Genomic DNA, 22443 nt, shown 5'->3' on the forward strand with positions numbered 1-22443 from the left:
GTTCAGGCCTGAACGACTTTTGTCACACTCTCTTACAATTAAGTCAAGAACAGAAAAGGCCTCCCTATTCCAGCGATAGGGAGGCCTTTTAGAATCACTATGTTTTATTTTTAGTAGACGCCTTCTTGCAACATGGCGGAAGCAACTTTCTTGAAGCCAGCGATGTTAGCCCCAGCAATCAAGTCATAGCCTAAGCCTGCTTCTTCAGCAGCGCTTGCAGCCGCATGGTGGATATTTTCCATAATACGGTGTAATTCCGCATCCACTTCTTCAGCCTTCCAAGCACGTTTAGCACTATTTTGAGCCATTTCAAGACCAGACACAGCTACCCCACCTGCATTAACTGCCTTAGATGGTGCAATAATAGTATCGGTATTTTCTTTGAGATAGTCAATGGCTGCCTTGGTAGATGGCATATTAGCCACTTCAATCAGATATTTCACATTGTTTTCAGCTAATTGCTTAGCTTCTTCTAGGTCAATATCATTTTGAGTAGCACATGGCATGGCGACGTCAGCTTTTACGCCCCATGGTTTTTCACCAGCGTAGAATGGTACACCGAATTTATCCGCATAGTCTTGGACACGGTCATTGCCACTATTACGCATTTCAAGCATGAAGTCTAATTTTTCTTGGGTATTGATCCCATCTTCGTCATAGATGTAGCCATCAGGGCCAGATAGGGTCACAACCTTACCGCCGAGTTCAGCAACCTTGGTACAGGTCCCCCAAGCCACATTACCGAAACCAGAAACCAAGAAGGTCTTGCCTTCAATGCTTTCCCCTTCGTGCTTGAAGATCTCGTTAGCGAAGTAAACGGCACCATAGCCTGTTGCTTCAGGACGGATCAAGCTGCCCCCATACTCTAAACCTTTGCCAGTCAAGACACCATTTTCGAAGGCACCAACGATACGTTTGTATTGACCAAACAGGTAACCTACTTCACGGCCGCCGACACCGATATCGCCTGCTGGAACGTCAGTATCTGGACCAATATGGCGGTAGAGTTCGGTCATAAAGGCTTGGCAGAAACGCATGATTTCATTATCTGACTTGCCGCGTGGATCGAAGTCAGAGCCACCCTTGCCCCCACCTAAAGATAGAGTTGTTAAGGAGTTCTTGAAAGTTTGTTCAAAGCCTAAAAACTTCACAACGGATAAGTTCACAGATGGATGGAAACGTAAGCCACCCTTGTAAGGCCCGATTGCGCTGTTGAATTGGACACGGTAACCCCGGTTAACTTGGACCTTGCCTTCGTCGTCTACCCAAGAAACACGGAATTCAATGACACGGTCTGGTTCCACCATACGTTCAAGGATACCATTCGCTTCATATTCAGGATGGGCCTCAATCACAGGCTCGATTGTTGATAGTAATTCTTCCACAGCCTGAATAAATTCTGGTTCGTGGCTATTTTTCTCTTCTGTCTCTTTGAGTACACGATCAATGTATTCTGACATAACATTCCACTCCATTCATCTTTATGATTTTCAATTGAGTAATTAGTTCGCCCTATCTTCTGAACGAATATTCTCTACTTTTTATTATAACAGTTTCTCATTGACTTGTCATAATTGTACATAAGTTTTCAGCCAAGACACGATACTTCTTAACTATGATATCTATAAGCAATAAAAAAACTGGGTAGATTTTACCCAGCTTTGTATACTAGTTAAAAGCAAGCACCCGTGCATCGATTGGATAGAAGTCCTTGTCGCCAGGGGCAGCTTCGATCGACCCGAATGGCATTTGACTTCTTAGCTTCCAAGTTTCTGGTAGGTCCCAAGTTTGACGAACGTCTTCATCAATAAGTGGATTGTAGTGTTGGAGAGAAGCCCCAATCCCTTGTTCAGCTAAGGCAGTCCACACATTCATGGTTGCCGCCCCATTGGCTTGTTCAGACCAAGGTTGGAAGTTTTCCGCATAGAGTGCAAATTTTTCTTCATACTCACGCACAATTTCTTGGTCTTCAAAGAATAAGATCGTTCCATAGCCAGCTTGGAAAGAAGCAATCTTTTGGCGGGTATTTTCCACATCTTCTTCCGTTGCATTAGGGTTAGCGTCCTTGACATGGTCCCAGACAATTTCCCATAATTTATCATGGGAGCCTTCAAATAAAACGACCGCGCGAGTTGTTTGGTTATTGAAGGCAGAAGGGCTATGTTGGATGATATCTTTGACGAGGGCTGTAATTTCCTCGTTTGATGCCTCAATATCCTTGCCTAGACCATAAATTGAGCGGCGTTTTTGAATTAAATCATTAAATGTAGATTGCATACAAACGTCCTCCTTAAATTCTTAATATTATTTATTCCTTAATGCCATCTTAAATTGTTCGCTTACCATTGTAAAGCAATAAGGCTCAGCTATTATATCAATCACATTCCACCCAAGCGAAAGCCCATCAGCACAGACACAAGGCTAAATCAAGATAAATCGTAGGCCTGGCTTAAAAACAAGAAAAATTTGTGTTATAATCAAGTTAATTAGATAAGTTAGCGTTTTCACTTAGCCCTGAGGACCCTTATCTAATATTATTAATGGTAGTAACAGAACCCTAGCAAGCTTAGACCCCACTACCTAGTCGAAGCCTGTGTCGATTGATCATTTTGAGGAGGACTTAGAATATGAATAAATTTATTGAACGTAATGTTGAAAGCGGTTTATTCAACGAAACTGTTGGTAATTACTTAGAAGAAGCCATTCAAAATAAAGAATCCGTAATTATTGCTGGTCACCGGTCAACTGGTAGCCGTCCACTCTTTGCGGCCATTTCAGGTGCTGCTAAGTCCGAGCACTCTGCGGTTCAAGTTAAGGATGAATCTGCTTTTGAAAAAGAAGCGGACTACTACTTAATCCCTGGTAACCCTAAAGTTGACTTAGAAGAATTAATTTACAAAGCTATCGAAACACCTGGCGCAGCCTTTGTTTCTCTAAAAGACCCTGAACAACCTGTTTCTTTACAAAAATTATTAAAACGCTTCACCAAAGAACATGGAACTTCAGATAAGGTCTTCCACGAAATCGCCCTTAAGAAGAACGGAACCGGTGGCGACGCTGTACCTTATACCGATAAAGTAACTAAATTCTACTTCAATGAAAAAGGCAAAGTTAAGCGCGAACAGCTTGACTTCTAATCCTTCTAAAGACTACAACAGTTCAGCTAGGCCGATCGCCTAGCTTTTTCTTTTGCCTACTTTCAACTTTTCAATATTGTATTTTTCACTAAGGTCCGCTAGAATAGGACTGTTAGCTTTGAGGAAAGCTGGCACTACGATTCTTCAGTAGATTAAGCTACTCTTTGTCCTTTGGTCGTAGTTATCACTAGGGCGGTCCGCCGCCACTATAAAGGAGACGATATTATGCAAAAACAAATACACGGGGCTTCCTCGGCCCGCACTTTAGACCTGACCAAGGCTGCCATCATTGCAGCCCTCTATGTGGCCATGTCCCTCTTACTGGCACCCTTAACCTTTGGGCCAATTGGGATCCGCCTGTCGGAAGGGCTCAACTTCTTGGGCCTCTACAACAAGCGCTATATCTATGCCATCACGGTGGGGGTCTTCATTGTCAACTACTTTAGTTACGGGATTTGGGATATGATTGTGGGCAGTATCTCCACCTTCATCTTTCTCTGGATCGGACGCTGGCTGGGTGAGCAGGTAGTTAAACACATCAATTTCAAGATTGACCCGATGATCATTAAGTACATCGTCTTGACCATTGTTTTCTCCCTATCCATGTTCACCATCACTTTCTTGGTGGTCTTCCTAGGTTATGACGGTCCAATTTGGCCCCTCTACCTTAACATGGCAGGAACCGAGGCCTTGGCAATGATTGTGGGCGGCTTTATCATCTACCCCATCAGCAAGCGGATTAACTTCTATGATTAATCAAGCCTATTAACAATTTTTGTATGAAGGAGCATCCCTTCCGCTGTTGGTGGTTCACCAAGCTGTCAAAATAATCCTTATGCTTAAACAAAAATTCGCACGTCAACAAGTCTGTAGAAGCTTGTTGGCGTGCGTTTTTCATTTGTGAGTTAGAGCCAGCCCTTGTCTAGGGCGCGCTGGATGTCTTGGCTGTGGTCGGGGAAGACCAGCTTTAAAAAGAGCTCGAAGAAGGCTCTAGCGTCAACCGCTTGACCGACTTGGACCTTGCCATCTGGCCGGGGCTGGACAACAGACTGGGCATCACGCTCACCACTGGTCACAATCTCGATGTCGGCGGGGATAAAGTTACAAATTCCTTCCACCATATCGACTGGCACCAGGGGATCATTGATGACACAGCCCAATGTCCGCTCAGCCTGCCAGTGGAAGTCCACATAGAAACGGGTGATGGCATAGATTAAGCGTCCCAGGTCTGTATCGAATTGGCGGATCAATTCCCGGCAGTTGGGGGTCATGAGGATCTGATAGGTCACATCGAGAGGATAAAGATAGGTCTTTGGCAGGTCACTGGCAAAGACCCGACGAGCTGCCTCGGGATCGCACCAGAAATTGTACTCCGCATAGGGGGAACAGTTACCTTGGACCTGGTAGGCCCCGCCCATAATGCGCAAGGACTTGGCTTGAGCTAAGAGACCAGGCTGAGCCTCTTCCACTTGGGCTAGATTAGTCAAGGGACCCAGGGCTAGGATGTCGACTTCGCCTGGATACTTGGTCAAGGCTTCCTGGATAAAGTCAAGGGCGGATTGGTCCTGGACTCGTTTTTCCTTGGCCCAGACGGCTTCCCCTAGGCCATCTTCACCATGGGTATCCCGGGCATCACGGTAGGGGCGGACGAGCGGGTGGTGTGCGCCCTCGTAGATGGGGACCTGGTCCAAGCCTAGGAAGTCAGAGAGATAGCTGGCATTCCGGGCGCCTTGGTCTGCATCAACATTGCCCGATACCGTCGTAATGCCTAAGATCTCAAGCTCTGGGCTGAGGGCCGTATAGATCAGGGCCAGACTATCATCAATACCGGGATCAAGGTCTAGAATAACTTTTCTTGTCATAGTAACCTCCTAAAGGGGCTGTAAACTTGCAATCATTTGCCAGAGGGCTAGGCCCGTATAGAGTAGGAAGGGCCAGTATACCAGGGCCTGGCGGTAGGTGGCAGGTGTCGTCCGATAAGTCTTCAGATAAGCCTTAATGGCCTCCCGGTTCCGGTAGAGGACCCAGGCGCCGGCTAGGAAGAAGACGAAGGAAATCAGATTGTTAACCCCATCTTGGACAGCTGGAGAGAAGGGGGACAAGAGCTGGAAGAGGATATCTCCGAAGACAAAATTATTAATAATATGGAGGACCACTGCCCAAAAGAGCCCGTAAGTCAGACTCACATAGCCGAGCACCAGGCCAATCAGGAAGGCGAAGGGCGACTGGATAATATTCAGGTGCATCAGTCCAAAGAAAAAGGCGGAGATCGTAATCGCAAAGAGCTGGCCATGCTTGGTTAGGTAAGGCAGGATGGTGCCGCGGAAGGCTATTTCTTCTAAGATGGGGCCTACGAAGCTGGCGTAGAGGAACATAGACCAGCTTGGACTTCCTGCCGATGCCATCTCCACCTCAGGCAGGATGGTATAGCCCAGGGCATTGGCTATGATCTCGCCCACATTCGCTAGGCCGGTAAAAAGGAGCTGGCCCATCATAAAGACAGCCAGCAATTGGCCAAAACCCTTGCCTGTCATCTGAGGCGCCTCAGCTCGCCGCCAAACAATGGGCCGCTTGCGGTGGAGATAGGTCAAAAGCAAGAAACTTAGGGCACAGGCGATAAGATAGGGCCAGCCCGTCTCCATGGTATCGCTAGTCGCCTGGTCAACGCTGAAATCACCCTGGATACCGGCTTTAACCAGCAGGTAAACGACCATATAAACTAAGATGCCGATAAACATCATAGCGGAATAGGCAAAGGCGACACCGATACTTCGGACCATGTCTTCTCTGACACTAGGTTGTTTTTCGTTCAAATCTTTTCCTCCTTAATCCCCCAGTCGAGGGATTTCCGTGCTTTAGCGATGAACTTTAGCTATAATTTTAGCATAGAAGTTTTTTTGAAGATATAGCTAAGGAGGAAATCACCATGCTATCTGACCAGTGTGCCCGCCAAGTCATCGAGGCCATTATGGCACTCTACCCCCATACCCAATCTGCTCTCAACTTCGAGAACCCCTACCAGCTCCTCATCGCCGCCATGTTGAGCGCCCAGACGACCGATGCCAAGGTGAACGAGCTGACCCCTGCCCTCTTCGCTGCCTTCCCCGAGCCCAAAGACCTGGCCCAGGCCAGCCAGGAGGAAGTTATCCCCTATATCAAGCCCCTGGGCCTCTACAATAACCGGTCCAAGTACATGATTAAGTGCGCCCAAAAACTCCTCGAAGACTTCGACGGCCAGGTCCCCCAGAGCCAAAAAGAATTGGAGACCCTGCCCGGGATCGGCCGTAAGTGCGCCAATGTCGTCCTCTCCAACGCCTACCAAGTGCCTGCCTTCGCCGTAGATACCCATGTCATCCGGATCTGCAAGCGCCATGAAATCGTTGCCCCCTCAGCCTCTACCCTGGAGATCGAAGAGCGGGTGACCCAGCTCCTCCCGGAAGAAGATTGGCTCCATGCCCACCAAGCCATGGGTGCCATGGGCCGGGAAATCTGTACCCCTAAGCATCCCACATGCCATGACATCCCCGAACTCTGGCCCTGCCCGGACCAAACGCCCAACCACTAGAAAGGAAAGCCACCATGCGTTCAGAAGAAGCTCTAAAACTCCTCCAAAAACTCATCCAAGTCAACACTGTCGAAGGTCAGGAAGGCCAAGCCCTCGCCCGATTGATTCCCTACCTAGAAAAGCTCGGCTTCGACTGCCAGACCAGTTCCTATGCCCCTGGCCGCGACCAATTAGTCGCCTCCTGGTCTTCTGGCCAGCCCGGCCCACGACTCGGTCTGACTGGCCACCTGGATGTGGTCCCCAGCGGCCAGGAAGAGGCCTGGACCTATCCTCCCTTTGCGGGCCAAATCAAAGACGGCAAGATCTATGGACGGGGTGCTTCCGATATGAAGGGCGGTCTCGTTGCCCTGGTCGCTGCCGCCAGCCAGCTCATCCAAGCAGGGTCCATTGAAGCCGGCAGCCTCCACTTCATCATTACAGCTGATGAAGAATCCGGGGGCAAGGGGGCCGAAGCCCTGGCCCAGGCCGACCTCGTTCCAGAAGTCGATGCCCTCATCTGTGCCGAACCTACTGACTCCACCATCTGCACCGGCCACCGGGGCGGCCTCTCCCTCAAGTTCGAGAGCTTCGGCCAAGCCGGACATGCGGCCACTACATCCCCTGACCAGAATGCCCTCAGCCCCTTGCTAGACTTGGCCCTGGCCATCCGCCAAGACTTCCAAGACCAAGCAGCCGAGCTCAACCACCCCATACTGGGTCAGCCTTCCCTCCAAATCTCCTGCCTCCACGCCGGACACAAGGCTAACCTCGTCCCCGACTCTGCCTGGATGAGCCTGGACCGGCGAACGCTGCCCCAGGAAGACCACGGGCAGATCTTAACCAACTACCAGAAGATGGTCGACCAGGTCAGCGCTGACCGCCCCTATCCTAAGATCCAGCTCAGTGTCATTGCCAACATGCCCGCCCTGGCAACAGACCCGTCTGCCCGGCTCATCCAAGCCAGCCAGGCTGCCTATAAGCAAACTTTCAACAAGGAAGCCCAGCTCGCCCCCTTCTTCGGCGGCACAGACTGCGTGGCCATTGCCAGCCAGAACCCTGGCCTGGAAGTAGTCATCTTCGGCCCCGGCAAGACCCAGCACCAGGTCGACGAACACCTGGACCTAGCCGACTTTGACCAGGCAATACACTTTTTTGTTGAGCTGATTACAGGATATTTGAAGCAATAGAAAGAAGCGTTAGCGGTTCTCTCGGAAACCGGCTAACGCTTTTTTACTGGTCTAAATTGTAAGGCAAAAGGAAGTGCACGATCTTATATTCCGGCTAGGAACAAATCAGATGATACTGCCAATTAGTCATCAGAAGTATCAGAGACGAGTTCATTAATTTGCTCAGTCATTTGATCCAGCTCATCTACTGCAAAAATATTCTCTTTGTCGATTAAGTCTGATCTATGGACCGTGGATTCAAAGGCAACCACCGGGCAGCCCTTTTGGAGGGCGCGGCTGACAATATCGTCGACTTCGTCATAATAGTTGATATCTAGGTAGATGTCGGCTTGACTTAGCAGGTCCTCGATTAGATCGTTGTGGGCGAGGGGGTGAATGAAGACGTTTTCCATTTTTTCGGCTAATTCAATGAGGTTAGGCGCTACAAAAGTATATGCTGCGATATGTATGCAAAGGTCAGGAAGTGCACGAGCTAAGTCTTCAACTTGTTCGATTTCAGCTGAATGCGTTAAGACGAAAGCATGGTGGGAGAAGTCCTTCAGACTGAAGTATCTGGCATAGTCTGTATCCCAAACAGCTTTTGCTTGGTCATCAAAATCTTCATAATAAGTCTGACCCCGGTATAATTTGTCAATATAAGCGTTTAGAGTCGCATGAGGATCATAGCCAAAATTCTGTAGCTTAGAAACCTTTTTACTCAAATTCTTGATATTATCATTGAAGTGTTTAACTAGATTTCGACCACTTTTCGACATAATTGAACTATCGTGCTGCCGATAAGCATACAGGTTCAAATCAATGGCATAAATTTCCGAGGCGGCCATATACCAGCGATAGGTTGTTGCTGAATCTTCATACCAGACCCCTATTGGAAATAAATTCTGACTCACAATATCTGCTTTGACCAACTTGCACCATGCTGTCGTGAAGGACAAGGGAATCACCCCATCTTCATCTTTTCTAATAGCAGCATGGCTATCATAGGACCTTATCGTAGGCATTCCTGACGTCATCATCCAGTAATCGCCAGCATCATTAAAATATTTGCAGGCTCCAATGACGATATCTGCCTGCTTATCCTGAGCAATGCGGTGTAAGATTTCTAGTGTATTTTCAACAATCTTATCGTCTGAATCCAAGAAGAAAATATAATCACCTTTAGCATGGCTCGTCCCAAAATTCCGTGCCGCAGACAGGCCTTGATTCTCCTGGTGAAACAGCTTAAAGCGTTCATCTCTCTGACAATAATTATCTGCAATAACGGGAGAAGCATCTGGCGAACCATCATTAACCATGATCACTTCAAAATCTTTAAAAGTTTGTTTCCTCACTGATTCTAAGCATTCAATCAGGTATTTTTCAACTTTGTAGATTGGAATGATAATTGAAATTTGGGGAGTCATTTGCCTGTCCTTTCTTCAAACTGATAAAAACATCATTTCTATAACCTTAAGTCCAAAATAATCTCATATGAATATCTTTTAAACCCTTAACTCCTATTATCCAAACACTTGAAAATAGCTTCAGTGAGCACACGCTTGGTATAGAAACCTTGGGTGATTAAAGGGCGGTAGCGGTCAACATGGTCAACCAAGTCATCATAGTCTTCTGCTGAAATGTTTGCGACATAGTCTTGGGCTTCTTCAAGGGAGTCTGCCACCAAGCCTAAGTGATTGGCTTCAATAATATCATGGTTGGAGAGGTGTCTAGGAACAACAACAGGGATTCCGGCGGCTAGATAAGTTCCTAACTTATGGGTGATACATAATTTGAAATATTCATTGATATGGTCATCATCAGCCCAAACCAAGCCGAAACCTCCCTTAGCGAGATTGACGATTAATTCAGTATCCCGCATAAAGCCACAGGTAATGACCTGGTCAGGCAGAGCTGTTTCAGGGTCTCTCGAATAGACCCTCAAAGGAAGATTGCTCTGCCAGTTCTTAGCAAAGTTGAATTTATTCACATCCCCCGCGAAGTGAAATTGGCGGATGAATTCAGGTCGATCTAGGTCTAAGTCAATCGGATGGTCCCACATTTCCTGGACAACATAACGGTCTACCTGCAAGCCTTCCTGGCGCAAACGTTGGTACATGGCCTCTGTCGGAACAATGAGGACATCTGCCATATTATAAATTTCAATCATTGTTGGCATCAGATAGGCATTGGGTTCGAACATCAAGGGAAGGACGTCATGGATATAAATAGCAATTTTCAGTCTTGGATAAGCTCGCAGCTTCCGAATAATAGCTTGATCAAATTCCACATTATTCCAAGTGGGATATTGTAAAACGATAAAATCACCAAAACCTACGCCGGAAAAAATACCATCTAGGCGTGTCCTTAGTTCCGATTCTGAATCGGCTTCTACCGGGTAGGAGTATACCGGAACCTTATCGAAACCCATCTCTTTAGCAATATCAGCTGTCGCAATTTGTGCTAGCATGGCTGTACTCGTATAGGCATGGCCATATAAGCAAGTAATATGTGTGTGCATCGCATTCTCCTCATTCCTATGACTTAAAGAGCGTTAATAAAGAAAGTAGTAAGCCTAAGAGGACAGACACCCCCATCAGAACTCCTATAATCATGGGAAGCTTGCTTAACTTATCGTCTGCTTCTTCTTGGTCCTTGGCCTGTTTTTGCCGCTCCTTCTCTAGCATCTCTTGAATTTCTGGATCTAGTACATTTTTATGTTTATTTGTCATGGCATCCTCCAGCTAAGACGTCTCGATAATCTTCAACACGAGTTTGGCCGACATGAGCTAGCTGGACTTCAATTCCCCTAATCCACAAAGTCTCGTCCAATCCAACTTGGTCTAGGTGCGCAATTAAACCTTCAACATTTGCTTTGTTAAAACGATGTTCAGCTGCTGTGTACCTATCTTGGTGGAGGGTTTCCCGAAAGGCTAGGATCAGCTGCCTGTGATCAAAAGCGCGGCGTACGGCATTAAGGATCTCGTTTGCATAGTTAATATCGAGATAGACCTTACAGCGCTTCAAGAGATCTTCTACCTTGTCTTGGGATATATTTGGGTAGAGGGTCAAATTGGAGAAATGGTCCAAGCCCATCAACTTATCAGACATCTCAGTCAATGCCCCCACATGGAAGTGCCAGTCAGGCAACGCTTGCAAGAGCTCTTCCAAAGACTCTACTTGGTCTGAATTGGTTAAGACTAAGGCCTCATTTGTGTTGCGAACAGGCTCTTCTATTGGATAGATATAGCCTAAATGTTTCAACTGGTCGCTAGTCCCTGCTTCTTGCTCGGCCAGCAAGCCCTGCAGGCGTTGGTAGTTGGTCTTATCATCCACAATTACGGTCCGAGCCCTTGGCGTCGTCCCTGCAAAAATCATCTGCATGTTCCCTGGAATCGTATCATGAATGGGTTCTTGCCAGAAAAGAATATCCTCACCAGGTAAAGCTAAGCGATGGGAGACGAGGAAGGGCATGGCTAGGGAATTGATCAGCATGCCCGAAAGATCAAAGCCTGCTTCTTTTAAATAAAAGCAAATAAAGTCAACCTGGTCTCTAAAAAAGTAAGTTTGTCCTTGATAATTCAGGCTTAGCGTATCGGTCACTAAGTTATGGACTAGGGCTTCCCGGCCCTGGGTATCATAGTAAGTCTTAATGGACATCCGCTCTTCTGTATCGAAAGCAATCCGACTAAAGCGCCGACCATACTGGTTGTAAATATCGACAAAGGCCACCCGCCCCTTCTCGTCCAACCAGTCGACCTTATTAATGAGACGCTTGTGCTTGGGCTCTGCGTAATAGATACGTGCCTTGACCTGTCCTAGATCTTCTACGCGAGCACTACTGTTATCGCCCATAATTTCCCAATAAGCAGGAACGGGCAGTTCATTAAAGTAGAGTGCCCGACAAGACGCATCTTCTTCGCCCATAAAGAACTGGAAGGGGCTAGCCAAGTGGTCATCAAGAAAACCATCATCTGTTAAAACAACTGTGGGCCAATCAAAGCCGGCTGCTTCTAAAGATCGTCCCAGGTCTCGACTGGCTTGATTGTCTTGGTCAAATAAATTAATCATGGCCTACCTCCTCAATAAGTTCCTTCCAGGCCTCGATCACGCGGTCTTCTAAGAAGTCTTCTGCCCGCTGATAAGCATGGTCTTGCATAGCTTCGCGGTCAGCCGTCTGATAATAAGTGAGCAGGCGCTGACTCAAGGCCTCGACATAAGCTTCTGTCGGCTGGTTGGCCTGGTAGGGAATCAAATAGCCATTATAGCCATCCCTTACAAAGGTCACATTCCCATAGTTGACTTCAAAACCGATAATGGGAAGGCCTGCTGCCAAGGCTTCTAAGAGCGTTAATCCGAAGCCTTCACTCGTCGATCCTGCCAAGTAGAGGTCATAGTTCTGATAGACTTCAGAGAGGTCTTGGTGGCCTTTCAGCTTAATATAATCTCCGGCTCCCAGATCCTTAATTAAATCAGTAAGCATCTCTTCCTGGCCGCCTTTACCATAAATATCAAAATGAAGTTCGGGTAAGCTAGCTTTAGCTTGAACAACCGCTCGGACTAACCAATCGATATGCTTCTCACTGGCTAAGCGGGAAGCTGTCATGAGGTGAAAGTCTTGTCTTTGGCCCTCTTGGGGATAGCGTAAGTGGTCCACGCTCCCCACAGGAATGGCATAGACTTGGGCTTTCTTATCGTAGTAGTGGGCCAATTGCTGGTCCAGAAGCTCTTTTTGGGCTTGGGTTGAAGCAATAAAGAAATCAATGGCCTCACTATGCATAAATTGATAGTCATAATAGTTGTTCCATAAGATATAATCCTCCGTTGTTGGTCCTGGGCTGTAATGTTCCGCATGGATAACGACACCAATCTTAGCTGGCGGAGCATATTGGAGGACTGCCTGCCCCGTCCCTGTCGCTCGGTCGAGTATCACTATATCCTCCTCCGTCAGCCCTAATTTTTGGATGAAGTAGGCAAAGAGTTCTTCTTTATTATAGAGGATAGCATCTGGCATCTTATAGCAAGAGTGCTTACCATCTACAATTTCTTCATAGGCTACTGACCCATCTTCATTGAAATAACGCCGTTGGTAAAGCTTGGCCCGCCCATCCTTGGGGGCATAATATTCGGAAAGAAAACGGGTATAGTTATAGTAATCTTTACGCAATAAATTACCATCCACCACGAATTCCACGCGGTTCACCCGGTCAATGGAACCCTCTACCAGATAGCAAGTCGCAAATTGATGGCCCTGGTCATAGTAGAGACGGACAAGCTTGTCTTCGCGTTTTTCTTCTTCAATTGGATAAGCTAGGCTTTCCTTCACATCATTTAGGGTATAGGATGTCGCCTGTACTTTAATATCCGTAAAATAAAGATAGAGCCAAATAATATCCTCATCCCTAAAGCCCATATTTTGGGTGAAATGAGCAATGTTTTCATTCAGAATTAAGTCGACAAAAACAAACTTAGCTGGCACCTGGAGCTGGTCGAAGATCTTAGACCGGTAAATCTGGGAGTATTCCACCCCACTGGATGCCCAACCTATGCCCAAATTAATATTATAGATTGTCATAGCTTCCTCCTTAAGCAAATTGAACCACAGGCTGGCCTGTTTCAGATTGAACCACCTGGCTCAAGGCCAAGTAACGCACAATTTCATAATTAATTCGCCGCTTCATCTCTTGGTAAGACCAGTAAGCCTCACGTTGGTATTCAAAGATAGGATTTCTCTGAGCAGACCGCCGACTCATCACGACTTGTTTAAACTGGGTCAGATAATCCACCTGTTCAATCCAGGTGCTATCAATGGCTTTGAGTAAGCACTTGCGGATAAAGTCTTCAAAAATTGCCGAATTTTGGATGGTGCTTTTCTTGTCAGTATATTGTTCTTCAAAGATGGCCATTAAATAATCCAACAATTGCCGGTCAGTCATCCCTTCAACGGCTGAGCGATCGATACTGACCTGGTAAGATAAGTAGTCATAGATAAAACGTTCGACAGCAAAAACACGTCCATCCTCATCAAGCTGGTTAATGAAGTCTTTGAATACCTTTCGTGCAAGGTTAGGGATATCTACGGCTTCTAAGCCCCCACCTGACAAAAGTGCATTGCGGTCACGGTAGATCAATTCCCGTTGGATCCGCATATCCTCATCCATCTGCAAGATCTGCTGGCGGGCACTCTCACTGCTGCTGTCACTGGCTTCTTGAGCCTGGTCAAAATATTTTTGATAGCGAAAATTAGACAGGGGCTTGCCGTCTAGTCTGCCTTTATCCTGATCGGAATAGTAGCGAATATGTTCAGGTCCCCATTTATGGATGAGCTCATCTTCTAAGGAAACAAAAAACTTACTCATGCCAGGGTCTCCTTGGCGGCCAGCTCGTCCGCGCAATTGCAGGTCTACACGTTCACTGGTCATTCGCTCGGTTCCTATAACGGCTAGTCCCCCTAATTCGGCTACTCCAGTACCTAATTTTATATCTGTCCCACGACCGGCCATGGCTGTTGCAACTGTCACAGCCCCCAATTGCCCGGCTTCCTTCACCATCTCAGCTTCTTTGACTGCATTATAGGCATTGAGCACATTATGTGGGATGCCTTCTTTGAGCAGGATGGCGGAATACAGGGCTGACAATTGGACGGAGCCCGTAGCGATTAACAAGGGCTGGCCCGTTTTATGCAATTCTTTGATATAGGCGATAGCCGCTTGGACTTTCTCTGGAAAGCTCCGAAAAATCGTATCAGGCAGGTCCTGGCGAATCACTGGTTTATTCGTAGGAATTGAAACCACTTCCATATTATAGGTTGAAATAAATTCCTCCTCAGCTGGCTTCCCTGTTCCTGTCATCCCAGCCATTCTATCAAATAACTTAAATAAATTCTGATAGGTGATGGAAGCCATGGACCGGTTATCCGCTGTCAAAGAGACATGCTCCTTGGCTTCAATAGCCTGGTGCTGGCCGGCTTGGAGGCGGGTTCCCATAAGTTTTCGTCCATCCTGTGAATCTAGAAGAATGACTTCATCATCCTGGACCACATAATCTTTTTCATTTTCAAAGAGAAAGTGTGCCTTGAGGGCCAGCGTTACCTGGCGAACGAGTTCGCGATTATCCTTGTGGTAAAAGCACTCCAAGCGAAAATAGTCTTCTGCCTGTTGAATACCTGCTTGGGTCAACCAAACCGCATCTTTTTCATCCGTGACAAAATAATCCTTGCCTTCTTCCAAACTCACAATAAAGGCATCAGCTAGCTGGTAGAGGTTGGACTGAACACGGGGAGAGCCTGAGATCACCAGTGGACTGGTTGCCCCATCGAGCAAGACAGCATCGACTTCGTCAATGATGACATAGTAGAAGTCACGCAGGTACTGCTTGTCTTGACTGTCAGCAAGGTTCTCTCCCAAATAGTCAAAGCCTAGGCTCGAATGTGTGGTATAGACAATATCTGAAGCATAGATGGCCTGCTTGTCTTCAGGTGTCAAATCGTCTGCATTCTCCGGTGCCCCCATGGCGATGGAAAGACCCATAAATTCGTAGAGGGGCCCCATCTCTTCAGCGTCACGACAGCTTAAATAATCATTGACTGTCACTAGAATCACGCTCTTGCCCGTCAGAGCGTTCAGATAGAGGGGGAGGGTCGCCGTCAAGGTCTTCCCTTCCCCTGTCTTCATTTCAGCAATGTGGCCCTCATGGAGGACAATGCCCCCCAGGACCTGAACATCGTAGGGATACATGCCTAGGACACGCTTGGCCGCTTCACGGACAGCAGCGAAGGCTTCGGGTAAGAGCTCATCCAGGCTCTCCCCTCCCTGGTAGCGGGCCTTAAACTCATCGGTCTTATGACGCAATTGGCCATCTGACAGGCCAGCCATGTGGTCTGCTTCCTGGTTCACGACTTTAAGAATTTTATTCAGGCGGCGCAAGCGCCCCCGATCCAGATCAAAGACGGACATCAAGTCCCCCTCCTCTCTTCAAAAGCTTTAATTGTGGCCGGTAATCTAACAAGAAAGCTGCAGCAGGCTCACTTTGTTCCAATAGCCCCGGTGCATAGATAGTGACAGCCTGGCTAGACAGTAAGTCTTGGTAATTAGCCAGAAAGCCCTTTAAATCACTGGACAAGTTAAAGGCCGCGTAAATATCTAAATAACTAGAGGCAGGCAAGAAATCTTCTGTCACATAGGTCGGACAGGATAAGCGATAGCCATGGTAAAGGGCAGCCAGATTGCTGATAGGTCCATAGCCCACCAGCTTGAGGTCGCCTTGTTTCTCCGCGACCTGGTCAAGTAAATGTGCAGCCTCTTCCTGCAAGTAAAGATGACCATTGCTGAGCAGTGAGGTCAGATAAGACCATTCTGCCTTAGCCCCCTTCAATGAAGAGAATTGGGGACCATTTCCGACTTCATCAAAGACGAGGAAGGTACTTGATAAATCTCCTTGCTGCAAGCTGTAAGCATCTTCGATAGGATCTTCGCTAGAGTCATCAGCTCTTTTAAGCAGCACTTGGTAAAAATCGAGCGACAAACAGCCCCCGTGATGTAGGGCAATTTCATAATAATGATAAGCATTGGGCACTATAAAGGAATCAGTTGGTCGGCGGAGGTAATTGACCGCTAATACTTCACCATAATAATCATAGAAGGTCAGCTTGAAAAAGAAACGATCTGCTGGTTGGCTCTGGCCCAATAATACGAGCTGGTAGACTTGACCAACTTTCAGGAGAGGGAGCTGGGCGCTCGTCTTCGTTCCTTGAAAGATGCTCTGGGAAGACCAAGCATGGATCTGTTCGCCCGATGGCATGAGGGAGTTGGTAAAGGAAACATGGTCAGGACTCTTCCAAATAATCTCTGACCCATAAAGATAATTCTCATAGCTCACCTGTCCCCAACGAATGCTCTGATAATCTTCCATTATCTGCCTCCCTCCTCACTAAATTGTTTCAATAAACGCCGGTATTGGTTAATAAACCAGCTAATAATCCCTTGTGAATTATCATTATGGCGTCCCAGATAGCCCTTGCTGATCACTTTAGCAGTCTTATCTTTCATAATATCCAAGAGCTGATAATAAGCTGTCGGATCATAGTCATCCTGCTTCATATAGGCAACAGCCAGGGTCGTTCCGCGGTAAGTTCCTGCCCGCATCCGGTCAACTACCCGCTGGTCTAAGGCATCAAGTGTCGCTTGGAGGTCGCCCGAATTAAAGCGGTTAACCAGGTCCAATGAGGTCTGAAAATCTTCGGGTCGAACCAGGCGTTGCTTCTGCGCCATGCTTCCCATAGCCAGCAAAGGCTTCCCAATGATCAAGGCGTAGGGGTTGAAGAAGCTGCTGTAGTAACAGGCCCCCGTTGTGCCCATGGATAAGCCTGAGAAGATCAGCTGGTCGGGCGCAAAGCCTAAAGTATCCAAAGTCTCCTGGATCTTGGCTAACAAGAGCTCTTCCAAGTCTTGGCTCACCTGGTAAAAAGCGCCCCCTTCCGAACGCGGGTCCCCCACCAAGATAAAGGGATGGTTTAAATTCTTCATCATCCAGAAGCCTTCAAAGCCTTCTGCCGAACGATAACCTGAAAAATAGATATTGAGCGGAGGGTTCAGATTACCTGGATGGAAGTAAAAAATAAGCTCTTCCCGCTGGCTATCTCTTAAGACTTGACCTCCCGCAATAAAGAGGCCAAAAGATTTACGGGAGTGGCGGAGGTGGAGGTCCCTAACTTGAACTTGACCTTCTCCCTTAACTTCAAGGCAGCAAGTGACATAGGTCGCTTCAGTGGAATCCAAGACGATAGGCCTCATCAAGTCCTCTTGGCTAAGCACTTCGGATTTAATGACATCATAGCCTGAGCCCTGACGAATATAGTAAAGCCGTAAGCGCAGGTCCAGGTCAGCAGTCGCCTGGTATTCTAACCATAATTCTAGGTAACGGTCAGGATTGGAAACGATATTGGCTTTCCAATAAAGCAAGGGGGTCCAAAAGATTTCATCAATACTATCAATTATGTAGGCATTGTGCCCCTCCATCCGACACCGTCCCCTAAAAGGCGCTTGGACCTGGATTTGACTAATATTTCGTCGCTCCCCATAATTCCCATCAAAGTATAACTTGGTCATTTCAATGACAAAGTGCTCTCGGTCCTTAATCTGGACAAATTTAGCCTGCTTATAATCAAACCAGACTTGGAAGGCAGGCTCTTGGTAGTAGTGGAGGTAAGTGCTATCAATAAAGACACAATAGGCCTCCATGAAGGGCAGTAAGCTGGCCGCCCAGTCGCTGGGAATGGGCGCCGTCACTAAAACAAGTGAATAGACCTCTGGAGCGTCCTCAGCTAGCAGGTCCATAAGAGCCGCCGAGAGGTCTTCCACATCCATAAAAGTCCACTCCACTTCGCAGAGAAAGTCTACTCCCTGCGACCAATCAACTGTTCCGATTTGTAAGACTCTTGTCACTTTCACTCTCTCCTAAATATCTTTTCCATTCATCGATGATCTCTTGGCTATGGTAGCGATTAATCTTCTCAACCGCATATACAAGGGCTTCATTCCAATGTTTAAGGCCCTGCAGGTAATAATCTAAAGCTTGGCTAAGCTGATCAGAGTTCTTAGCGATCATGCCATTCTTTTGGTGGTCAACATAGGGGTTGGCTTTGCGATTAATTTGTGGAATACCTGCACTGATCGCTGCAATCTGGGTATAGAGGTCTGCCTCTTCTACCAAGTCAACGACCAGGCGGACGCTTTTGAAGGCTTGAATTAAGTCTTTATCGGTCTCTAGCTGGCTGACCGTAAATACCGGACTTTCTTCCTCGTCTGGCATCTTATCTTCAAAATCCTCGACGCCCTTATCCAGGGAGTGAAATTTTGCTTCATAAGTTTGGAGGGAATCACGGAGGGCGAGCTCGCGGTCATAGGACAAGTGGAAGCCCGCAAATAAGACTTTTATGCGCGGATCTTTCTTTATTTTTGGCGTTACAAGCGTCAGAAAGTCCTCAATCACTTGGTCACTGACCCCATCCACTTGGAAGAACACGATTAATTCCTTAACGCGCTGGCTCATCCCTAAACGCAAACGGGTATCAAAGGGGGTTAGATTTAAGGTTTTCCCAGCAGCTTGCGGATATTGCTTATGGAGTAAGTCTTTTTTCTCCTCTGTATCCACCATCAGTAGTTCTGCCGAATTGATCAAGGGCAGAAGGGGCTGGAAAGGACGGCTCGTATAAAGTGAATAAACCAGCTTATAGTGGCTAGGCCCCTCTGCCAATATCCTATCATGCTGGGGGTTATTGGCAAGCACCAGAACGTCTTCTTCCCTCAGATTATGATCCAAATAAGTGCTTAATCGGTCTTGCACAAGAGAGGTCATACTGTCATAAATTTTATTCTCATGGCTTACTTGGCATGTTCGATGGTCATGAATCAAAACTGCCTGTCCCGAACAATTAAAGAATACTTGCTTCAGGACCTGGCCATGGTCGTCATAATGGTAGCTGCTAGACAGATAGCCCCGGTCATCGAAGATCAAGCGTTTAGACCAATGATTTCCTCGGTAGTAAATCACATCATGGATCCAACCTTCTGACGTATAATTGACCGCTGCATATTGTTCGCCATCCAAATAAGCCAGCATGGTAAAAGGCGTTGGCACAAATTGAATGTGCTGGGGCCAGGATAAGTCATCAATCGATAAAGGATTGGATTCCGTCTGGCTAAAGCCCTGGAGCTCATCAAAGAGCGACCAGTAAGCGACTTGGTCTAGGACCTGGTCATGCATCCGATTTCTAAGATGGGGCATATAGTTTAAAAGAATTAACTGAATGTCTTCATCGGCTTCGTGGAAGAGCCGCATCTGATTAACCGTATCGTCAAATAGAAGTTCGTGCCGTGATAAGTCCGGCTCCCCCCAGTCTTGACTTCTTCCATACCAAGAGGGTAAAAAATAATACATAGTCCCTTCCTCTCCCTTTATTCAAACAATGGTTTATATTTTTCTCGTAAGCTTAAAGCTTTAATCTCATCAATAATCATGATAAATAGTGAAAAGAGAATGAGTACGCTTGATGACATACCGAAAAGTCGAGCATATTCAGGAAAAATCAATCCTAGAATAAGGGGTAAGCCAACGATAAAGGTCATATAGATGGTCCCTAAAATAGCCATATTCAATATCTTTCTCTGGAGGTAGTTAGATGTCTCCTGGCCTGGATTAAGCCCCGATATATAGTCCCCTGTTTTTTGTAGGTTTTCTGCTAGGTCTTCTGGATCTACATTAACAAAAGCAAAACCTAGACTTAATAAAATAATCATTAAGAGATAGAAAGCTGCTCCCAGAGGATGGGTCGTATTTAGTTTAACGATTAAGTCCTGTGCCCAAGCAGCTTGAGGATTAAAAACTAAAATAAGCTGTAAGATATAACGCGGTAGGGCAGCTAAGGTCATCGCATACATGATAGCCATCCCCCCACTTGGATTGGCTTTAATAGGCAGGTAAGATTTCTCGGCAAAATCATTATTAATCATCACTCGGTTCAAGGGAATACGGCGTTCTCCTCGTTCCATCAATACTGTTGTTAACATGGTGAAAACTGAGAAAAACAAGATGAAGGCAAGGAGGTATAACTCAGTTTGCGAGGCTACACCCGTAAAGTAAGTTCGCAAGCCACCAAAGTTACGTGGAATGCGAAGCAACATATTCGACAAGATAATAATTGTCGGGCCTCCAATACCATATTGTGAATTCTTATTGCCTAACCAAATCAAGTAAAAAGTACCCGCCAGTAAGAAAATAATCAATATAAGCCGGCTCCAGCCCTCTGTTAGGCTAGCTTTATCAATTAAAGGATAAGATAAGACTAAGGATAGGGCCTGAATAATTCCAATCACAAGGGTTAATAAATTTCGATAAATGGTTTCTCGTTTGACTGGAACCTTTAGTTTCTTATACCATTTCGACATGGCGATAAAACGCCAGATAATCATCGTTGACATGTAGGGGCCGATACCTAAAGTAAAGAGTGAAACACGTTCCAAATCTCCCCCTGTAACACTTAGAGCAACCGATAGAAAGTCATCGGCTTGGATCTGCTCATTAAAAGTTGCTAGGTCAACAAGTGGTAAGGGGAGCGTTTTTCCGATAATAAGAATAATTAGAATAAGTGCGGTGAACAAGATTTTCTCTTGTAATAATGATAAATGGAAAATTCGCTGTAATCTACTCACGTGTTTATAAATCCTTTCTTCAATATAAAAAATAAAAGGGTTGGGAGATAAACTCCCAAGCCCTATTATCTTCAACGCAATACTACACTGTCATACACTATTCACGTTCACTTATAGTCTTGTCTGATTTACAGGACAGTTTTTATAAAATTGTTAGCTTAGGAGAGGACCCCTTTGCTAAAAGCTTAGCAAGTCTTTGCTAGTTAATGCAAGACTGAGCTAGGCTTTTTATTTTTTCTTACGTTTGCTTGATACCATACCGAGGCCAGCAAGAATAAAGAGCAGGCTTGGTGCAAGTAAGCTTGCATTTGCCCCTGTCTTAGGCAATACCCGGTTGGTAGCTGGTTGACGACGGTGAGCAAGTGGTTGGGCAACATAGCTTTCTTCCTTGCCGGTCAATGAATCACGGCTGGTCAATGAGCTTTGGGCAGTCTGTGATTCACTGCTTGAAGTTGAAGCCTGGTCGCTCGCTACTTGTGACCCGTCTGCGCTAGCAGATTCGCTCGCTGAGCTAGACTCTGTCCCACTCGTAGGAGCTGCTGCTGAGCTTGATGTGCTCATAGATTCGGATGCAAAATCGCTTGTAGAATCTGGTGCGACATGAGCGGCACTTGATTCAGATTGGCTGATGCTCGTTGAAACAGATGCTGAAGAACTTTCTGATGAAGAAATTGATTCAGCAATCGATTGACTCGCACTTGCAGATTCTGACGCTTGCACCGCTGCGCTTGAAGCACTTGCAGAAGCAGATGCTGAAGCGCTAGAACTTGAGGACTCAGATGCTGACACACTGGAGCTTGCAGATTCGGATGCCGATGCACTGGAGCTTGCGGACTCAGATGCTGAAGCACTTGAACTTGCAGACTCTGATGCTGAAGCACTTGAGCTTGCGGATTCAGATGCTGAGGCACTTGAACTTGCTGATTCTGATGCTGAAGCACTTGAGCTTGCGGATTCAGATGCTGAAGCACTTGAGCTTGCGGATTCAGATGCTGAAGCACTTGAACTTGCTGATTCGGAAGCTGAGGCGCTTGAGCTTGCAGATGCTGATACTGAAGCACTTGAGCTTGCGGATTCTGAAGCTGAAGCACTGCTGCTTGCGGACTCAGATGCTGATACGCTAGAGCTTACGGATTCTGAATGTGCTGCTGATACGCTAGTTGAAACTGAATCGCTTGTTGATTCCAATTCAGAAATTCGTGCACTTTGGCTCAAGGCAACAGATTCCAAGGTGCTAGTTGATGTCGACATTGAGCTACTTACTGAGCTGGACTCAGATTGTGACGCACTCACTGACGAGCTTTCGGATTGACTTGCGCTTACTGAGCTAGACCCAGACTGGGATGCGCTTACTGAACTTGATTCAGATTGCGAAGCACTTACTGATGAGC

At 46.6% G+C, this 22443-nt stretch carries 20 protein-coding genes; 5 read left to right on the forward strand and 15 right to left on the reverse strand.

All coding sequences use genetic code 11. The annotated features are described in order from the left end of the window. Positions 1-110 precede the first annotated feature (110 nt). A complete protein-coding gene (gene gdhA, locus HMPREF2626_RS05930) occupies positions 111-1460 on the reverse strand; it encodes an NADP-specific glutamate dehydrogenase (protein WP_070618706.1) in 1350 nt (449 codons plus the stop codon). A 208-nt stretch (positions 1461-1668) separates the two neighbouring features. Beyond that, positions 1669-2277, reverse strand: coding sequence for a nitroreductase family protein (locus tag HMPREF2626_RS05935; RefSeq protein WP_070618709.1), 609 nt, complete (start codon positions 2275-2277; stop codon positions 1669-1671). Between the two features lie 350 nt (positions 2278-2627). Between HMPREF2626_RS05935 and HMPREF2626_RS05940 the strand changes: the two genes are divergently transcribed. Both HMPREF2626_RS05940 and HMPREF2626_RS05945 read left to right on the forward strand, forming a co-directional pair. Beyond that, on the forward strand, positions 2628-3137 hold the full coding sequence (locus HMPREF2626_RS05940; RefSeq protein WP_070618712.1) for a hypothetical protein: 510 nt from the start codon (positions 2628-2630) through the stop codon (positions 3135-3137). A 225-nt stretch (positions 3138-3362) separates the two neighbouring features. Then, positions 3363-3893, forward strand: coding sequence for a QueT transporter family protein (locus HMPREF2626_RS05945; RefSeq protein WP_070618714.1), 531 nt, complete (start codon positions 3363-3365; stop codon positions 3891-3893). 149 nt (positions 3894-4042) lie between these two features. On the opposite strand, the gene HMPREF2626_RS05950 is transcribed toward HMPREF2626_RS05945, so the two are convergent. Then, complete coding sequence (locus HMPREF2626_RS05950) at positions 4043-4999, reverse strand: nucleoside hydrolase (protein WP_070618717.1); 957 nt, start codon at positions 4997-4999, stop codon at positions 4043-4045. 9 nt (positions 5000-5008) lie between these two features. Further along, on the reverse strand, positions 5009-5950 hold the full coding sequence (locus HMPREF2626_RS05955) for a CPBP family intramembrane glutamic endopeptidase (protein WP_070618720.1): 942 nt from the start codon (positions 5948-5950) through the stop codon (positions 5009-5011). A gap of 113 nt (positions 5951-6063) precedes the next feature. Between HMPREF2626_RS05955 and nth the strand changes: the two genes are divergently transcribed. Both nth and HMPREF2626_RS05965 read left to right on the forward strand, forming a co-directional pair. Further along, a complete protein-coding gene (gene nth, locus HMPREF2626_RS05960) occupies positions 6064-6702 on the forward strand; it encodes an endonuclease III (RefSeq protein WP_070618723.1) in 639 nt (212 codons plus the stop codon). A gap of 14 nt (positions 6703-6716) precedes the next feature. Further along, positions 6717-7868: a M20 family metallopeptidase gene (locus HMPREF2626_RS05965; protein WP_070618726.1), complete on the forward strand. Its 1152-nt coding sequence runs from the start codon at positions 6717-6719 to the stop codon at positions 7866-7868. Positions 7869-7990: 122 nt separating this feature from the next. Here the strand turns inward: HMPREF2626_RS05965 and HMPREF2626_RS05970 are convergent, their stop codons facing one another. The 11 genes from HMPREF2626_RS05970 to HMPREF2626_RS10385 form a co-directional block, all read right to left on the reverse strand. Continuing rightward, positions 7991-9271: a glycosyltransferase gene (locus tag HMPREF2626_RS05970; RefSeq protein ID WP_070618729.1), complete on the reverse strand. Its 1281-nt coding sequence runs from the start codon at positions 9269-9271 to the stop codon at positions 7991-7993. 86 nt (positions 9272-9357) lie between these two features. Beyond that, on the reverse strand, positions 9358-10365 hold the full coding sequence (locus HMPREF2626_RS05975; RefSeq protein WP_070618732.1) for a sugar transferase: 1008 nt from the start codon (positions 10363-10365) through the stop codon (positions 9358-9360). A gap of 16 nt (positions 10366-10381) precedes the next feature. After that, positions 10382-10576: a hypothetical protein gene (locus HMPREF2626_RS05980; RefSeq protein WP_070618735.1), complete on the reverse strand. Its 195-nt coding sequence runs from the start codon at positions 10574-10576 to the stop codon at positions 10382-10384. Further along, complete coding sequence (gene gtfB, locus HMPREF2626_RS05985; RefSeq protein ID WP_070618738.1) at positions 10566-11915, reverse strand: accessory Sec system glycosylation chaperone GtfB; 1350 nt, start codon at positions 11913-11915, stop codon at positions 10566-10568. Before gtfB ends, HMPREF2626_RS05980 begins: the two co-directional genes overlap by 11 nt. Then, positions 11908-13419: an accessory Sec system glycosyltransferase GtfA gene (gene gtfA / locus HMPREF2626_RS05990; protein ID WP_070618741.1), complete on the reverse strand. Its 1512-nt coding sequence runs from the start codon at positions 13417-13419 to the stop codon at positions 11908-11910. The genes gtfB and gtfA overlap by 8 nt, the downstream gene beginning before the upstream one ends. 10 nt (positions 13420-13429) lie before the next feature. Continuing rightward, positions 13430-15799: an accessory Sec system translocase SecA2 gene (gene secA2 / locus HMPREF2626_RS05995; protein WP_070618744.1), complete on the reverse strand. Its 2370-nt coding sequence runs from the start codon at positions 15797-15799 to the stop codon at positions 13430-13432. Then, positions 15786-16754, reverse strand: a complete 969-nt coding sequence (asp3, locus tag HMPREF2626_RS06000; RefSeq protein WP_070618747.1) for an accessory Sec system protein Asp3 — start codon at positions 16752-16754, stop codon at positions 15786-15788. The genes secA2 and asp3 overlap by 14 nt, the downstream gene beginning before the upstream one ends. Continuing rightward, positions 16754-18286, reverse strand: coding sequence for an accessory Sec system protein Asp2 (gene asp2, locus HMPREF2626_RS06005; protein WP_168162717.1), 1533 nt, complete (start codon positions 18284-18286; stop codon positions 16754-16756). The genes asp3 and asp2 overlap by 1 nt, the downstream gene beginning before the upstream one ends. Next, positions 18255-19781: an accessory Sec system protein Asp1 gene (gene asp1, locus HMPREF2626_RS06010; RefSeq protein WP_070618753.1), complete on the reverse strand. Its 1527-nt coding sequence runs from the start codon at positions 19779-19781 to the stop codon at positions 18255-18257. Before asp1 ends, asp2 begins: the two co-directional genes overlap by 32 nt. 17 nt (positions 19782-19798) lie before the next feature. Continuing rightward, positions 19799-21052 carry an accessory Sec system protein translocase subunit SecY2 gene (gene secY2 / locus HMPREF2626_RS06015; protein WP_168162718.1) on the reverse strand — a complete coding sequence of 418 codons (1254 nt, stop codon included), beginning with the start codon at positions 21050-21052 and terminating at the stop codon, positions 19799-19801. 228 nt (positions 21053-21280) lie between these two features. After that, complete coding sequence (locus tag HMPREF2626_RS10385; RefSeq protein ID WP_070618759.1) at positions 21281-21613, reverse strand: LPXTG cell wall anchor domain-containing protein; 333 nt, start codon at positions 21611-21613, stop codon at positions 21281-21283. Between the two features lie 218 nt (positions 21614-21831). Between HMPREF2626_RS10385 and HMPREF2626_RS10390 the strand changes: the two genes are divergently transcribed. Further along, a complete protein-coding gene (locus tag HMPREF2626_RS10390; protein ID WP_141744595.1) occupies positions 21832-22176 on the forward strand; it encodes a hypothetical protein in 345 nt (114 codons plus the stop codon). Positions 22177-22443 lie beyond the last annotated feature (267 nt).

The organism is Aerococcus sp. HMSC062A02 (assembly GCF_001809535.1).
GTDB lineage: Bacteria > Bacillota > Bacilli > Lactobacillales > Aerococcaceae > Aerococcus.

Excerpts from the sequence above, each read along its gene's own strand:
- gdhA (WP_070618706.1), bottom strand. The coding sequence starts at position 1,460 with ATGTCAGAATACATTGATCGTGTACTCAAAGAGACAGAAGAGAAAAAT.
- HMPREF2626_RS05935 (WP_070618709.1), bottom strand. The coding sequence starts at position 2,277 with ATGCAATCTACATTTAATGATTTAATTCAAAAACGCCGCTCAATTTAT.
- HMPREF2626_RS05940 (WP_070618712.1), top strand. The coding sequence starts at position 2,628 with ATGAATAAATTTATTGAACGTAATGTTGAAAGCGGTTTATTCAACGAA.
- HMPREF2626_RS05945 (WP_070618714.1), top strand. The coding sequence starts at position 3,363 with ATGCAAAAACAAATACACGGGGCTTCCTCGGCCCGCACTTTAGACCTG.
- HMPREF2626_RS05950 (WP_070618717.1), bottom strand. The coding sequence starts at position 4,999 with ATGACAAGAAAAGTTATTCTAGACCTTGATCCCGGTATTGATGATAGT.
- nth (WP_070618723.1), top strand. The coding sequence starts at position 6,064 with ATGCTATCTGACCAGTGTGCCCGCCAAGTCATCGAGGCCATTATGGCA.
- HMPREF2626_RS05965 (WP_070618726.1), top strand. The coding sequence starts at position 6,717 with ATGCGTTCAGAAGAAGCTCTAAAACTCCTCCAAAAACTCATCCAAGTC.
- HMPREF2626_RS05970 (WP_070618729.1), bottom strand. The coding sequence starts at position 9,271 with ATGACTCCCCAAATTTCAATTATCATTCCAATCTACAAAGTTGAAAAA.
- HMPREF2626_RS05975 (WP_070618732.1), bottom strand. The coding sequence starts at position 10,365 with ATGCACACACATATTACTTGCTTATATGGCCATGCCTATACGAGTACA.
- HMPREF2626_RS05980 (WP_070618735.1), bottom strand. The coding sequence starts at position 10,576 with ATGACAAATAAACATAAAAATGTACTAGATCCAGAAATTCAAGAGATG.
- gtfB (WP_070618738.1), bottom strand. The coding sequence starts at position 11,915 with ATGATTAATTTATTTGACCAAGACAATCAAGCCAGTCGAGACCTGGGA.
- gtfA (WP_070618741.1), bottom strand. The coding sequence starts at position 13,419 with ATGACAATCTATAATATTAATTTGGGCATAGGTTGGGCATCCAGTGGG.
- secA2 (WP_070618744.1), bottom strand. The coding sequence starts at position 15,799 with ATGTCCGTCTTTGATCTGGATCGGGGGCGCTTGCGCCGCCTGAATAAA.
- asp3 (WP_070618747.1), bottom strand. The coding sequence starts at position 16,754 with ATGGAAGATTATCAGAGCATTCGTTGGGGACAGGTGAGCTATGAGAAT.
- asp1 (WP_070618753.1), bottom strand. The coding sequence starts at position 19,781 with ATGTATTATTTTTTACCCTCTTGGTATGGAAGAAGTCAAGACTGGGGG.
- HMPREF2626_RS10385 (WP_070618759.1), bottom strand. The coding sequence starts at position 21,613 with ATGAGCACATCAAGCTCAGCAGCAGCTCCTACGAGTGGGACAGAGTCT.
- HMPREF2626_RS10390 (WP_141744595.1), top strand. The coding sequence starts at position 21,832 with ATGCTGACACACTGGAGCTTGCAGATTCGGATGCCGATGCACTGGAGC.